We start from the raw sequence: 13999 nt of genomic DNA on the forward strand, positions 1-13999 counted from the left end.
ACGCCGAAGTTCCGACCACCTTTATCAAGGAAAGGGGCTGTGCTGGTTGGCGTCAGCTTCCTTTTTCAGCCGCGACCATGAATTTTCGGGGCTTCGCCCCGGCCTTGCGGTGGTCACCGCGTATTCTGCTCTAATAACGGTAGATCGCTGCTATTCCCGTCCTGGTCGGCATCCGCTCGGCGGGAACGATGACCACCCTGGCCCCCATTTTCAAGGCCAACTCCCCCAGGTCGTCGAGCACATCATCAACCATCGGGTCGGTCAAGTCACCAGACACGATGTCGCCGGTGGCGGTATTGATTCGGCCGGGAATCTCGCGGTGGTCTTCGATCAGCAGGGTGGCTACCCGCCCGCCCACGATGGCCTTGGCGACCTTGGCCAGTTCGTCGTCACCGAGCCCATTGGACCGGGCGTTGCCGAATTCCTCGACCAGGGCGGCCAGGCGGGCCAGATAGCGAGGCTCGAGCAGCACCCAGGCCCGCTGGCGGAGTTCGTCGACGGACGACAGATCATCCGGGTGGATATCGATACTTTCCTCGACCAGGAAAGGGTTGTGGCTGACTTGGTGAAAAAGATGATGGTACTCCGGCAGTGCCGCCAGGATCAGCGGCAGTCCTGCCGGCCGTGAATGAAATTCCAGGATCCCCCGGTCGATGGCGCGGAAAAAGCGCTCCGCATCTAGGTCAGTTTCGGACTCTTTACTGCCGTGGCCGTGGTGCATGGCCGAGTGTCCGCCGCTTACGCCACCGTATGAGGCGACGGTTCGGTGCGGCTCAGTCAACTGATCGCCCAGCGCCATGTTTATCGTGCGAGGGACCTCCGGGGCCGGTTCGATCTCGTGCAAGGCGTCACGGTTGCCTTCGAAAAGCCGGATCGCCTGGCGGTTCAAGCCGAGAATTTGATAACGGTCGGCGGACTGCAGGATGCGCAGCAGGGGTTTGGTGTGAAAACTATCCGCGACTACCGCCAATTCGGCGACCGGCCGCTGGAGTCTGTAAACGCGAAAAAGGCCTTGAGCGGCCAGCACCGCCAGGCCGTCAAGACTGTTGTTCCAGAAGTCGCGATCGTCCGCCAACGCCCGAAAGGGTTCCAGCAAGACCCGGGCCTCGTCCTTGGTGAATTGTTGCAGGAGAGACTCCTCCAGCGCTTTCACGAGATTCCCGAACCGGATCGGGTCTTGCTGGTTGTTGGGATGGTACCGATGAGTCGGCTGGTAGAGTGAAAGACACGGGGGGTCGCAATGGTCAAAGAGTCCCGCCGCATAATCTTTATCAAGGTTGTTCATGTGGTCTCCTTCCGGTTGGGTTGTGGGGGTCATTCGGTTCTGGGTGCTTACAGTCCACCGCCTAACTGGCCAAGTGGCCCGGCGGCGATTGCGTCGCGGCTAGCGATTATATTGGGACGGACCCCCTTTGTCTCTGGAGCCCTTCTATGTCCTCAGATATATAAAAAAATACCGGCTAAAGGCAAGAGCCGATCCGGGCAGGGCCGAGCCTAAGCAGCCCGGGAACAAGGTGGCAACGTACCCGGATATCATCCCGAACCCAACTTTTACCTGCCCTTTTGGGTAAAAAAACCGTCCTCCTTGGTCTGAGGGCGGTGATGACTAATGGCCATTATCGTTGCCGGCGAAACGGAAAAATTTGCTCCTCAACAAGCAAGACCCCACCAAACTCACTCGGCATAGATCATCTTGCGGACCATCCCGCCGTCGATGGTCCAGTTTTGCCCGGTGATGAAACCGGCTTGGTCACTCAGCAGGAAGGCGGTCAGGGCCGCGACATCGGCCGGTTCTCCGACCCGCCCGGCCGGATGCTGGGCATGGTCGATCTGCCGCAGCGGTTTCTGGTGCTGCTGCTCGGCGGTACGAGTATCAATCCAGCCGGGGCTGATGCAGTTGACCCGCACCTTGGGCCCGGCGCTCACCGCCAGGGCATGGGTGAGGGCGACCAGGCCACCCTTGCTGGCGGTATAGGCCTCGGTGTCGGCCTCAGACTGCAGGGCCCGGGTGGAGGCGATGTTGACGATGGCTCCGCCTTGGCGGCGCAGCAGGGGCAGGGAGTGCTTGCTCAGCAGGAAAGGCCCGGTAAGATTGACGCCCAGCCAGCGGTGCCAGGCCTCCAGGCTTAATTCCTCCACCGGGCCGCTTGCCGGGTTACGCAGCCCGGCATTGTTGACCAGGGCGTCGAGCCGGCCATGGGTTATCCGGATTGCTTCGATGGCCGCCGTCACGTCGGCTTCATCGCTGACGTCAAGTTTGATGAAGTCTGCCGCCGTGCCCAGCCGGGCCGTGGCGGCTCGACCCACCCGGGCGTCGATATCCGCCCCGACCACCTGCCAGCCATCCCGCACCAGTCGTTCGGTGATGCCGAAACCGATGCCCCGGGCGGCGCCGGTCACCAGCACCACGCGCTTTTCCGCCATATCACCCCTCCCGCCTTTTGGCCTGCTTGCCCTGGTATTATTCAATGCGGGCCTTGGCCGTCTTAAGGGCAAGATCTTTGTTCCTGGTAAAAAGCTGCCACCTCATTTTGCTGGAATGAATCCCCGCCTTCTTGTCCTGGCCCCGGGCCCGATACCAGTGGTCGAAGCGTTCGACCGTGGCAAAGGGGTGGTTTTTTTTACAGACCATGCTGCAAGGCTTGATTTCCTGGAAATAAATGGTTTCATCGGGATCTTGCTCAAAAGCCAGATCTCGGGGCAATTCGATTTGCGATACATCAACCTTGGCCGCCTCCTGCTGGTCCAGCCAGTCGGATATTTTCATCTGCTCAGGTCTCCTTGTCCTTGTCAGAGGTTGTCGGGCCCTGGCCCGCAATGGTCAGCGGACAGGCGGGGTTTGTACTGGGCGGCCTTTCCCTATACAATGGGGCAAACGGTTCCCGGTTTCGTTGCCGGATCAGCCCGCCCACTCATGCCGTCCGGGGTTCAGCGCCATGCTCGATTTTTCCGACAACCTCAAGTTTATCATCTCCCTGCTGGCCATTGTCAATCCCATTGGCGCTCTTCCCATCTACATCAGCCTCACCCACGGCTACCGGCCGCAAGAGCGGGCCAGGATCATCCTGTTAACGTCCGTTGCCGTGGTGGCCATTCTGCTGGTTACCCTGCTCAGCGGCGAGTTGATCCTCCGTTTTTTCGGGATCTCCATCGACTCCTTCCAGGTCGGCGGCGGCATCCTCCTGCTGCTCATGGCCCTCTCCATGCTCCAGGCCAGGACCAGCCGCGTCGCCCATACCAGCGATGAGGCCGAGGAAACCGCCGATCGCGAGACCATCGCCGTGGTGCCGCTGGCTATTCCTCTGCTCTCGGGGCCGGGGGCCATCAGCGCGGTAATCGTTTATGCCGACAAGGCCAAGGAGCCCATGGCCTATCTGATTACCAGCGCGGGCATTCTCATCATCGGCCTCTCCATCTTTCTTTGCCTGCTGGCCGCCCCCTTTATTGCCAGAAAGCTGGGCAAAACCGGGATCAACATCATTACCCGGATCATGGGCCTGATCCTGGCGGCCATCGCCGTGGAGTTCATCACTACCGGCCTGAAGAACATCTTCCTGCCCCTGGCCTGATCCTTTTTATGATTCCTGGCTTGATCCGAAGCGGTTGTCCGACTTCCGGCGGGCTACGGTTTTCCGGGCTTGTTCCAGCCAGCCGCTGCGAACCTCGGTCTGAGCGTCGAATTCAGGCACGTAGGGCTTGATGTCGAGCAATGGGGTTTTATCCAGGATGTCCACATTGCGGACTTGGAGGTTGCCGTTCTCAATCCGGTCGAGCCGGACGGTCGAGAGGCCGATGGGGTTGGGTCGGCGCGGGGCCCGGGTGGCAAAAAGGCCGCGAGGCTGGGTGTCCAGGAAGGGGACGACTTCCAGGCTGAATCCCTGGCTGCCATGGAACAGGTAGAGCAATATTATATGCGAGAATCCGTCGAGGTCTTTCAGGCCGGCCCAAAACGGCTCAAAAATCTCGACGGTGCCTTGCACTCCGACCGCTCCGGCGGGCTGGATCGGCATCTCCGCCAGTTGCCTGAAGGGTGTATGGATGATTCCGATGGGCTGCATGGTGATCATGATCTGTCCCTCTCCCGTCCGGGCTTGCCGTGCTTAAGATTTCTTCATATTTTCCCATAAACCCATGATGTTTCCCTCCGGGTCGCGGAAGTAAGCATAGTAGCCCATGGCCGGGACCTCGCCCTTGGGGGCGACGAGCTGGCCGCCGGCGGCCTCGATCAGCTTGATATGCTGATCTATGGAGGGGACTTCGATGGTCACGACCGGGTTTTGCAGGGCTCCTTCCTTTCGAAAGATGCCACCGTTGATCCCGCCTTTTTCCGTATACATAAACTGGTCGTCGACCGGGGTGGTAATGGCGAAGGTGTACACGTCGTCCTGAAACGGCATGTCTTCCACCCGCCATCCGAATACCGACTGGTAGAATTGCTTGGCTCGTTCCCGATCCTCCGAGGGTAATTCGAAATGCACCACTTTGTTCATAACGGACCTCCTGTCAAGTAAGCTTTGCTGCCGAAAGCAAATGCACGATGTTGGCGGGACTGGTCAGCCAGAATCCCTTGAACGAAGCGGGCAAGGGCTCGATGGCGTCGCAACGGACTATCTGGTTTTGCCCCAGGTGGGCCGCGGCCGCCGTGATATCAGCGGTTTCGATCTCCAGCCAGATTTCTGCCTGACTCATGGCGGGCGCTCGATCGATCCACAGAACCTTGTCGCCAAACCGGAACCGCACGGATTCGGTGCTGCCGGAAGCTGGATCCTCCAACTCGGGGAACCCCAGGACATCACGATAGAAGGCAACGGTTTGGTCGAATTCATGTGGAGGAACTTTAATGGCAATGTTGCGCCCCGGCGCATACTTGGGTGCGGGCATGGTTTTCTCCCGGTTGCTGCGAAAAACAGTCAGTTCATCTGGTCACTTATTCCCCGGCGCTTTTCATTTGGCGGGGAAGACCTCGCCGGGCTGGATGGTTAGCGGGGCGACCAGATCCCCTGGCCGCCAGGCCAGGTCATAGGACTGCCCGCAGTTGGGACAGATCAGGCCCACCACCACTCCGCCCCCCTCAGGCTCGCGAAAATAGACATGAAAACCCCGCTGATAGCTGCAGCTTGGGCACATCCTGAATTCACCCATATCTCTGCTCCCGTTGCTTGGCCCAGCCAGTTCCTTGGCCAGGAATTGTTCTGCCGGCGTTTGCGCGCAACAAGGGCCGGCCCCGGTTCCCGCTCACCGTTGCCCCCCGGTGGCCGGCCTTAGAGCGAGTTTGCCGAGGTAGTGAGTGGCGAGGGCGCGATGAGCGGCAGCGGCTTCGCCCAAGGGGAATACTCTGGCGATGTGAACCTCGAACGGACCGGACTCGATCAACCGGTTGAGTTTCGCGATCAACTCCGGGTCGGGCATGCCGTCGTAACTCTTGACGACTATCCCCGCACGACCCTGGGGTTCGGGCTCGACGCCATGGGGATAGGCAAGGCGGCCACCGGTGCGGATTGCCGCCAGGGCATGCTGGGTCGTTTCGCCACCCGCGGTAAGCAGCGCGGCATCAAGGCCGCCGGGGGCAAATTCCCGGGCGGCGGCCACCACGTCATCCCGGCGTCCGTTGACCGCCGCATCGGCTCCGAGGCGCTTGGCCAGGGCCACGCCGTCATCCCCTGAGGCCACCGCGAAAACCCGGGCGCCCATCCGCTTGGCCAATTGCACGGCGAGATGCCCGATGCCGCCGCCGGCCCCGAAGATCATCACCGCTTCGCCCTGCTGCAGGCCCAAGGTACTGTCCAGCCCGCGCAGGGCGGTGATCGCGCAAACCGGCAGCGCTCCCGCCTGCTCGGTCGTCAGGTTCCCGGGAATGAGCGAGACGGCGGCTGGCCAGGGCATGGCGGAAGCGGAGACCTTGACTGCCGCAAACTCGGCGTAGAATCCCCAAGGGGGATTGAGAAAACTGGAGGCGTAAACGCGGTCTCCCTCTCTGAACCCGCGGACCTCGGAGCCCACAGCGGCAATCGTGCCCGCTCCATCGGAGCCGAGTACGTAGGGAAACTTCGGTTCGACTCCGAACATCCTGGCAAAGCCGCCCTCGCGCTCGAAGGGATCCCAAACCCCCACGCCGGCCGACTCTACGCGGATCAGAACCTCGTCCGGCCCGATCTCGGGCACGGGCAGCGTGCGGAGAGAGAGGGTCTCAACGCCGCCGAACCGGTCCATGGCGACGGCTTGCATTGTGTTTTGCCCGGTCTTACTCATAGCTTGCCCTCTTGGGTGAAGTTGCACAGCTCCGGTTGACCCTTTTCCCGATAAAGCCAAAGCCAGGCCGGGAAATCGATCATCAGCCGAGCTGAAATTGATATCCTCAAGCCAACCGCTCTCGAGGGTGCCGCCATTCATGGCCTTTATCGCAAGGGAAGGGCGGATGGTCGGTTTATGAAAAAACATTTTATCACATTGCCAGGCCGAACCTCTTCCCCGGAATAGATTTTTTTCAAACCCCTTCCGGGAGAGGCCGATCCTTCTTTTTGAACCGGCGGTCTGCTTCTCTGGCGGTTCGCTTCAGGCCCTTAGAAGCTTGCAGGCTCAGCATCCGGGATGAGCGCGCTGAAATAACAATGGTCGGCTCAGCAGGCCCCCGGCGGGTGATGTGGCCCGGTACTTAGCCCGGGAAAGGCGGCTGGCGGTAGCCGAAGTTGGATAAGATGGGGCAGATGCGAGAATCCGCCGGTCGGGCCCGGGGTTGATCGGGAGCAGATCGAAGGCACTGGGAGAACCCATTGATACTTTATTCTACGCCGGGCTCCTGCTTGGCAGGTATCAAAGAGACCGGGTCTTTCTGTAAGGCCTCCTGATTGGCGTACTCCCGTTGCTTGTATTTGAGGTAGCTTTCCCGGTCCAGCTCGTGGAGTTGACGCGGGTAACGCTCGGTCAACTCGAACCAGCGCCGCAGTCTGGCCTGGAGCTGCTCATCTCCGGGGATCTCCCGGGTTTCCAGATGAGCCTGCAAGGCCAGGTAGAATCGCATAACGTTACGCTCGATCACTCCCCGCAGGCCGCCCACATGGACCGGCTCGCCGTCATGGTCGTAATCCTCAACGGTAAAGCCCACCCGGTTCCGCCCCCCGGTGGCGAAGTAGATCCGCATGGCGATGCGGGCGGGCAAGCCGAAGCGCAGCGAGTAGCGCAGATGAATCAGGCTTTCGTCTGCGCTATAGGGAATGATTTGAAGATGGAGGCGGAAATCGCGAGAACCGTGAGGACCGCGATCACCAAAGATTTCCAGGGCCAGATGGTCCTCAGCCAGCTTGGCCGCCTGGAGGCGCAGTTCGACGACATCCGCGGTCTCGGGAAGCTGGTAGCGTTTTCGGCCCACGTAGAGCTGCATGATCGAGGAGTCAGCGGCGGGATCGCCGTCATACACGCAGGCTTTGATGTTCAGGTGCAGGAAGGAGATTTCGCACCAGGCGGCAACAGAATGCAATTCGGTCGCCAGCGTCTCGAAGGAATAGGGCAAGCTGGCATGCACGCTGCCCTGGACGGCATTGCGCGACTCGGAGGACTCCACATGAAGCGGTGCGGCTAACGGCGACCCGGCTATGGTATTTATCCACTCATCCCGCTGCTCGGTTACCGCCGCGACAGCTGGTGCCGGGAAGAGGCCCGCCAAGGGGGAGGTGAGCAGCAAAAAAACCAGCCAAGCCACCGGACGATAGCCTGCCGCCCGGGGCCAGCCTGGTTCCCGGCAGATGCTGGTTGAGGCGGGATGGCGGGCGTTAACCATGCTTCCAACTTGGCAGAGATTCTATTATCCTGGAGGGGATTGCCGGTGATTGCCGCAGTCAGCGATAAATAACCGGTACGGTAACGATCAAGTTCAGGCGCTTAACGCCGAACCATTTTCCAATTCCTTCGCCGGTTGAGCAAAACCGCTGAGCCAGTCGAGCCGTGCAAATCCGGCCGTCCTGCTAGACGACCTTTTTGGGTTGCTTGTCTTTGTTTTTTTGGGCCTTTTGGTCGTCTTTCTTGGCCTGTTGTTTCTTGCTCTTGTCCTTGTTTTTCTTGCCGCCCTTGTCACCCATGGTTCGCTCCTTTGGTCTGGTCGGTCTGCTTACGCCGGGCCCGGCGTGGTTGAGCGGGGTTTGGTTTTGCCGATCTTCCGGTTATTGTAGCAGAGTGATTAACAAGCCGGTAAAAAAAGCTGGTGGTGCGGTCAACAGAATGGGGGCGATTAAGGCCGCCGTTATTTTGTGTTTCCCGAACTGCTTTGCTTTAAGTAGTATACCAAGATGTTGATTTGCCAACTCAAGCTGGAATTACAACCATGCCGCGCAAAAAAGTAAATTTCACCACCGCCTGCGGTTCACCGTTGCCCATGGGGGTCAGCCGGACGCCCCAGGGGTATAATTTCGCCCTTTTCTCCCGCCATGCCGAGGCCGTTTCCCTGGTTTTCTTCCGGACCAAGGAGGAGGAGCCGGTATTCGAGCTGGAACTCGACCCTTACCGCAACCGGACCGGCGAGGTCTGGCATGTCCTGATCAAGGATTTCGATCCCCGCCTGCGCTACGGCTATCGGTTGCAGGGGCCCTGCGATCCCTCCGGTTCCGGCCATTTTTACCAGCCCGACCGGATTATGCTCGACCCCTACGCCAAGGCCCTCAGCGGCGGCTCGGACTGGGGGGTGGCTTACCGCCGCCGGGGGCGCCGGCCCGATCCTTTGGCCAGTTTCCAGCGCCGCTGCCTTTACATCGAGGACGATTTCGACTGGGAAGGGGACCGGCCCCTCAATATCCCCCTGGAAGAGAGCATTATTTATGAGCTGCACCTGCGGGGCTATACCTGCCATCCTTCCTCCGGAGTGGGAAACCCCGGCACCTACCGGGGAGTGATCGAAAAAATTCCCTACCTCAAGAAACTGGGGATTACGGCGGTGGAGCTGCTGCCGGTGGCTGAATTCAACGAACTCGAGAATACCCGGATCAATCCCGCCACCGGGGAGCGGCTGAAAAACTTCTGGGGCTATTCGCCGCTGGCCTTTTTCGCCCCCAAGGCGGCCTACGCGGTCAACGGCCGCAACGGCAACCAGGTGCGGGAGTTCAAGGAACTGGTCAAGGCCCTGCACGCCGCCGGGATCGAGGTTATTCTCGATGTGGTTTACAACCACACCGCCGAGGGCGGGGCCGACGGCCCGGCCATCAGCTTCCGCGGGATCGACAACGTGATCTATTACCTGCTCGACCCGGTTACCCGGGAATACCTCAACTTTTCCGGCTGCGGCAACACGGTCAACTGCAACCATCCCTGGGTGCGCCATGTCATTATGGACTGCCTGCGCTACTGGGTGATGGAGATGCACGTGGACGGCTTTCGCTTCGATCTCGCCTCGATCCTCGGCCGGGGGCCCGAAGGAGAGGTCCTGGCCGACCCGCCGATGGTGGAAAAGATCGCCGAGGACCCGATTCTGGCCCATACCAAGATCATCGCCGAGGCCTGGGACGCCGCCGGACTTTACCAGGTGGGCAGCTTTTCCTCCCACCACCGCTGGGCCGAGCTCAACGGCCGCTTCCGCGACGATGTCCGCCGCTTTCTCTGCGGCCAGCAAAACAGTGTCGCCCCCCTGGCCACCCGGATCGCCGGCAGTTCCGACCTTTACGGCCACAACGGGCGCCAGCCCGGCAATTCCATCAACTTCATCACCAGCCACGACGGCTTCACCCTGGCCGACCTGGTCAGCTATTCCCGCAAGCATAACCAGGCCAACGGCGAGGACAACCGCGACGGGGATAACCACAATATCGCCTGGAACAGCGGGGTGGAAGGGCCCAGCGACGATCCCGCAGTCGTCGCCCTGCGCCGGCGCCGGGTGCGCACCGCGGCGGTGATCCTCCTGCTTTCCCAGGGGGTGCCGATGCTGCTGGCCGGGGATGAATTCGGCCGCAGTCAGCAGGGCAACAACAACGCCTACTGCCAGGACAATGAAATTTCCTGGCTGGACTGGGAACTGGCCGAACGAAACCCCGATCTGGTCAATTTTTTCCGGGGCCTGATCGCCCTGCGCAAGAAGTACCGCCTTTTCCGCCGCGAGAGTTTTTTTGCCGCCGAGCCGCCGCCGGGACAGGCCGAGATAACCTGGCAGGCCCTGGTCCCCGGTCGCCAGGACTGGTCGGCCGAGGCCCGGGTGCTGGCCTTTCAGCTGCATGGCGGCGAGGGGGAACCGGATTTTTTTGTGATGCTCAATTCGGCGCCCGCAGCCCGGGTTTTCACCGTGCCCCCTCCGCCCTCGGGGCGGCGCTGGCGGAAACTGATCGATACCGCCGCCGCCCCGCCCGCCGATCTGGTGGCGGAAACCAAGGCCCGGCCCCTGCGCCGGCCGCAAGTAACCGTGGCTGGTTTTGGCGCGGTGGTACTTTGCTGCTGAATCAACCCAATCACAAGGATGGCAAAGATCATGGAAAATGGAGTTTTTATCTCAACCCTGGCAGGCTGGGAGCCGGCCGATGCGGCCTCTCTGTCCGGCCAGGTCGGGCTTTTGGGGCGTCTGCTGGGCCGGACCATTCTGGAATTGCGGGGCGAGGCGGTGCTGGAGCAGGTCGAGGAACTGCGCCTGCTCTGCAAGCGGGCCATCGTTGAGAACCGGCCCGAGTTAAGAAGCCAGGCCGCCAACCGCATCGCCGATCTTGATTGCCGCGAAATCGTCCACCTGCTCCATGCCTACACCGCCTTTTTTCACCTGGTCAACAAGGTGGAGCAGATGGAAATCACCCGGGTTTACCGGGAGGCCGCCTGTGCCCGCGAAGGCGCCGAGGCGCCCCTGCAGCGGAAAGAGGGGGAGGTCCCGCGGGAAACCATCGACGAAGCGGTGCGCGCCCTCAAGGAAAGGGGCTGCAGCCTGGACCAGGTTATGGAAGTGCTTGGCCGTCTCGATATTCAGCCCACCCTGACCGCCCATCCCACCGAGGCCCGCCGCCGCAGCATCCTCTACAAGCAGAAACGGGTCGCCGCCCTGCTGGGCCGTTTGCGGCGCGAAAAGACCACCTTCGAGGAGCGGGAAGAACTGCTGGCCGAGATCTCAAACCAGATCGGCCTGCTGCTGGCCACCGATGATATCCGCCAGACCCGGCCCACCGTGGACGACGAGGTCGAAAGCGGCCTCTATTTCGTCCGCAACGCCATCTGGACCACGGTGCCCCGGATCTACCGCGATCTCCAGGCCGCCCTCTGGCGTCACTACGGCGCCAGTCCAGACACCCTGCCGGTGCTGCTGCGCTTTCGCTCCTGGATCGGCAGCGACCGGGACGGCAACCCCTTTGTCACCGCCGAAGTCAGCCGCCGGACCTATCTTTACCAGCGGCGGGTGGTGCTGCGCCTCTACCTGGACGAACTCTGCGAATTGCGCCGCGAATTGAGCCTTTCCGGCCGCCAGGCTCCGCCTCCCGAGGCCCTGCGCCAGTCGCTGGAGGAGGATGCCCGGACCTTGAGCATCGACGAACAGCGGCGGCGTCATTACCAGAACGAGCCCTACCGGTTGAAAATAACCTATATCATGGCCCGCCTGGAAAAAGTACTCAAGCAGGTCGGGGTACGGACCGGTCCCGAAGCGGCAAGCGGCTATGATTGCCAGGCCTTGCTGGCCGACCTCAACCTGCTGGCGGCCAGTCTGCGGGCCAGCGGCTTCGCCCGCCTGGTCCGTTATGGCCGCCTGGGCCGGCTGCTGGTCCGGGTTCGGACCTTCGGTTTTCACCTGGTGGCCCTGGATTTTCGCCAGCACAGCCGGGTCCACGAGGAAGCGGTGACGGTGCTGCTGCGGCTGGCCGGGGTCGAGCAGAACTACAGCGCTCTGGCCGAAGTCGATCGTTTGGCCCTGCTCCAGGCCGAACTGGCCAATCCCCGGCCCCTGTTGCCCCGGGGTTGCGATCTGCCCCCCGAAACCCGGGAACTGCTGGCGACCTTAAGCCTGGTGGGGGAAATGCAGCAGAGCGATCCGGCGGCGGTGGGGGGTTACATCATCAGCATGACCCATGCGGTCAGCGACATGCTGGAAGTTCTGCTGCTGGCCAAGGAGGCCGGCATCTGGCACCAGCGCGACGGCAAGGTGAGCAGCAGCCTCAACCTGGTTCCCCTCTTTGAAACCATCGAGGATCTGGAGCTGGCCGAGGAACTGGTGGCCGCCATGCTGCAAAACCCCGTTTACCGCTGGCACCTGGCGGCCCGGGACGATTTTCAGGAAGTAATGCTCGGCTACTCGGACAGCAACAAGGACGGTGGCTACTGGATGGCCAACTGGGCCCTGCACCAGGCCCAGGAGCGGCTGGGCCGGATTTGTCGCCAATATGGCATCGATCTGCGCCTTTTCCACGGCCGCGGCGGCACGGTGGGCCGGGGCGGCGGTCGGGCCAGCCAGGCCATCGCCGCCATGCCCGAGGTGGTCCACAACGGCCGGATCCGCTTCACCGAGCAGGGAGAGGTGATCTCCTTCCGCTACGCCTTTGCCGATCTCGCCCATCGCCACCTGGAACAAATCGTCAACGCCATGATGCAGACCACCGGCCGGGCCCTGCTCGGTTCCGCCGGCTCGGCGGGGAGCGAGGCGGCCGACCTGGACGCCGGTATTTTCCCGACCGGCTCAGGCGGGGCGGCCCGGGGCGAATTTGCCGCCTTGATGGCCCGGATCGCGGCCCGCAGCATGGAGGCTTACCGAAGCCTGGTGCGGGATCCCGATTTCTGGTCCTGGTATACCCGGATTACTCCCATCGAGCAGATCAGCCGGCTGCCCATCGCCTCGCGGCCGGTTTCCCGCCAGGCCGCCGGCGATGTCGACCTCGACAACCTCCGAGCCATCCCCTGGGTTTTCGCCTGGATCCAGACCCGCTACATTGTGCCGGGCTGGTACGGAATCGGGGCGGCCCTGGCGGAATTGAGCGGGGAGGCAGCCACCCGGGAGACCCTGGGCCGGATGTACCATGAGTGGTCGTTTTTCCGCATGCTGATCGATAACGCCCGCCGGGAGATGGCCCGGACCCGGCTGGAAATCGCCGCCGAATACGCCGCCCTGGCCGAGGATGGAGAAAGAGGTAAGTTTCACGAGCTGATCAGCCGGGATTTCGCCGCGGGCCGCCAGGCCCTGCTGCAGATGAGCGGCGACGAGGATTTGCTCAGCGGCAGCCCGGATATTCAGCGCTCGATCATGCTGCGCAATCCCTATACTGACGTGCTTAGTCTGTTGCAGGTGGAACTGCTGCGCCGCTGCCATGAGTCGGAAGGGGAGGAACGCGAGGCTTTGCGCGACGCCCTGTTCCTCAGCGTCAACGGGATTGCCGCCGCCATGCAAAGCACTGGGTAAACGGCCGGCAAGGTCGCATCTTCGGGCGATCGGCCCGGCTTGCGTACTTGAGGTACGCGGCGCCGGTCCGCTTGCCCGAAGATGCGGCCTTGCCGGCCGTTTACCCGTTGAGTGATCTTGGTTGGCCAGCAGGAGTTATGTTTCGCTAAGCTTTAGTTATACCGGCCGCAATAGTACAGCCCCGCATCTGGCCGGCGGCATGCGCCGACTGTCCCCGCTTGTAGCTCGTTGCTTTCCGTTAACCGTCACGTTGCCGGCCGGTGTCTGTGAAGATTGTACCCGCACGGGCGATCGGCATACCAGAGGACAGGGGACAGAGGACAGAGGACAGAAAAAACCGAGAAGGCTCTCAATCTTCAACTCTTCTGTCTTCTGCTTTCTGCTCTCTGTCCTCTGACACCGCGGCGCCGGTCCGCTTGCCCGAATCTACTGCCCTGCCGGCCGTTTACCCGTTGAGTGATTTTGGTTAGCCAGCCAGGTATTTCGCTAAGCTTTAGTTATACCGGCCGCAATATTACAGCAGCGCATCTTCAGGCGCGTTGCTTGGATTATTATTTGTACGGGCCGTAAAGGCTCAGCAGTGCCGCAGGTTGGGGCAAGCGGTTCGGCGCCGCGTACCTCAAGTACGCAAGCCGGGCCGATCGCCGCAAGATGCGGTGCTGCTGAGCC

Annotated in this window: 12 protein-coding genes; 3 read left to right on the forward strand and 9 right to left on the reverse strand. The window is 61.7% G+C overall.

Features of this window, described 5'->3' with window-relative positions:
• Nucleotides 1-130: 130 nt before the first annotated feature.
• From ACHHTY_RS04230 to ACHHTY_RS04240, 3 genes are all read right to left on the reverse strand, one after another.
• On the reverse strand, nt 131-1285 hold the full coding sequence (locus ACHHTY_RS04230; protein WP_395492819.1) for a baeRF3 domain-containing protein: 1155 nt from the start codon (nt 1283-1285) through the stop codon (nt 131-133).
• Between the two features lie 389 nt (nt 1286-1674).
• Complete coding sequence (locus tag ACHHTY_RS04235) at nt 1675-2424, reverse strand: SDR family oxidoreductase (RefSeq protein WP_395492820.1); 750 nt, start codon at nt 2422-2424, stop codon at nt 1675-1677.
• A gap of 37 nt (nt 2425-2461) precedes the next feature.
• Nucleotides 2462-2767, reverse strand: coding sequence for a hypothetical protein (locus ACHHTY_RS04240; protein ID WP_395492821.1), 306 nt, complete (start codon nt 2765-2767; stop codon nt 2462-2464).
• Nucleotides 2768-2936: 169 nt separating this feature from the next.
• Between ACHHTY_RS04240 and ACHHTY_RS04245 the strand changes: the two genes are divergently transcribed.
• A complete protein-coding gene (locus ACHHTY_RS04245) occupies nt 2937-3569 on the forward strand; it encodes a YchE family NAAT transporter (RefSeq protein ID WP_395492822.1) in 633 nt (210 codons plus the stop codon).
• 6 nt (nt 3570-3575) lie between these two features.
• Here ACHHTY_RS04245 and tsaA read toward each other — a convergent pair whose 3' ends face one another.
• The 6 genes from tsaA to ACHHTY_RS04275 form a co-directional block, all read right to left on the reverse strand.
• Complete coding sequence (gene tsaA, locus ACHHTY_RS04250) at nt 3576-4067, reverse strand: tRNA (N6-threonylcarbamoyladenosine(37)-N6)-methyltransferase TrmO (RefSeq protein WP_395492823.1); 492 nt, start codon at nt 4065-4067, stop codon at nt 3576-3578.
• 33 nt (nt 4068-4100) lie between these two features.
• Nucleotides 4101-4490, reverse strand: coding sequence for a VOC family protein (locus ACHHTY_RS04255; protein WP_395492824.1), 390 nt, complete (start codon nt 4488-4490; stop codon nt 4101-4103).
• A 13-nt stretch (nt 4491-4503) separates the two neighbouring features.
• On the reverse strand, nt 4504-4881 hold the full coding sequence (locus ACHHTY_RS04260) for a VOC family protein (RefSeq protein WP_395492825.1): 378 nt from the start codon (nt 4879-4881) through the stop codon (nt 4504-4506).
• A 63-nt stretch (nt 4882-4944) separates the two neighbouring features.
• Nucleotides 4945-5142: a hypothetical protein gene (locus ACHHTY_RS04265; RefSeq protein WP_395492826.1), complete on the reverse strand. Its 198-nt coding sequence runs from the start codon at nt 5140-5142 to the stop codon at nt 4945-4947.
• A gap of 93 nt (nt 5143-5235) precedes the next feature.
• Complete coding sequence (locus ACHHTY_RS04270; RefSeq protein WP_395492858.1) at nt 5236-6225, reverse strand: NADP-dependent oxidoreductase; 990 nt, start codon at nt 6223-6225, stop codon at nt 5236-5238.
• 553 nt (nt 6226-6778) lie between these two features.
• Complete coding sequence (locus tag ACHHTY_RS04275) at nt 6779-7774, reverse strand: hypothetical protein (protein WP_395492827.1); 996 nt, start codon at nt 7772-7774, stop codon at nt 6779-6781.
• A 540-nt stretch (nt 7775-8314) separates the two neighbouring features.
• On the opposite strand from ACHHTY_RS04275, the gene glgX reads away from it, so the two are divergent.
• Both glgX and ppc read left to right on the forward strand, forming a co-directional pair.
• Complete coding sequence (gene glgX, locus ACHHTY_RS04280; protein ID WP_395492828.1) at nt 8315-10408, forward strand: glycogen debranching protein GlgX; 2094 nt, start codon at nt 8315-8317, stop codon at nt 10406-10408.
• 30 nt (nt 10409-10438) lie between these two features.
• Nucleotides 10439-13330: a phosphoenolpyruvate carboxylase gene (gene ppc, locus ACHHTY_RS04285; RefSeq protein ID WP_395492829.1), complete on the forward strand. Its 2892-nt coding sequence runs from the start codon at nt 10439-10441 to the stop codon at nt 13328-13330.
• Nucleotides 13331-13999: the final 669 nt, after the last annotated feature.

Origin of the sequence: Desulfurivibrio nitratireducens, from assembly GCF_044068515.1 — a bacterium.
Classification (GTDB): domain Bacteria; phylum Desulfobacterota; class Desulfobulbia; order Desulfobulbales; family Desulfurivibrionaceae; genus Desulfurivibrio.

Bases quoted from the DNA above. Each gene is read 5' to 3' on its own strand.
- ACHHTY_RS04230 (WP_395492819.1), bottom strand. From the start codon at position 1,285: ATGAACAACCTTGATAAAGATTATGCGGCGGGACTCTTTGACCATTGC.
- ACHHTY_RS04235 (WP_395492820.1), bottom strand. From the start codon at position 2,424: ATGGCGGAAAAGCGCGTGGTGCTGGTGACCGGCGCCGCCCGGGGCATC.
- ACHHTY_RS04240 (WP_395492821.1), bottom strand. From the start codon at position 2,767: ATGAAAATATCCGACTGGCTGGACCAGCAGGAGGCGGCCAAGGTTGAT.
- ACHHTY_RS04245 (WP_395492822.1), top strand. From the start codon at position 2,937: ATGCTCGATTTTTCCGACAACCTCAAGTTTATCATCTCCCTGCTGGCC.
- tsaA (WP_395492823.1), bottom strand. From the start codon at position 4,067: ATGATCACCATGCAGCCCATCGGAATCATCCATACACCCTTCAGGCAA.
- ACHHTY_RS04255 (WP_395492824.1), bottom strand. From the start codon at position 4,490: ATGAACAAAGTGGTGCATTTCGAATTACCCTCGGAGGATCGGGAACGA.
- ACHHTY_RS04260 (WP_395492825.1), bottom strand. From the start codon at position 4,881: ATGCCCGCACCCAAGTATGCGCCGGGGCGCAACATTGCCATTAAAGTT.
- ACHHTY_RS04265 (WP_395492826.1), bottom strand. From the start codon at position 5,142: ATGGGTGAATTCAGGATGTGCCCAAGCTGCAGCTATCAGCGGGGTTTT.
- ACHHTY_RS04270 (WP_395492858.1), bottom strand. From the start codon at position 6,225: ATGCAAGCCGTCGCCATGGACCGGTTCGGCGGCGTTGAGACCCTCTCT.
- ACHHTY_RS04275 (WP_395492827.1), bottom strand. From the start codon at position 7,774: ATGGTTAACGCCCGCCATCCCGCCTCAACCAGCATCTGCCGGGAACCA.
- glgX (WP_395492828.1), top strand. From the start codon at position 8,315: ATGCCGCGCAAAAAAGTAAATTTCACCACCGCCTGCGGTTCACCGTTG.
- ppc (WP_395492829.1), top strand. From the start codon at position 10,439: ATGGAAAATGGAGTTTTTATCTCAACCCTGGCAGGCTGGGAGCCGGCC.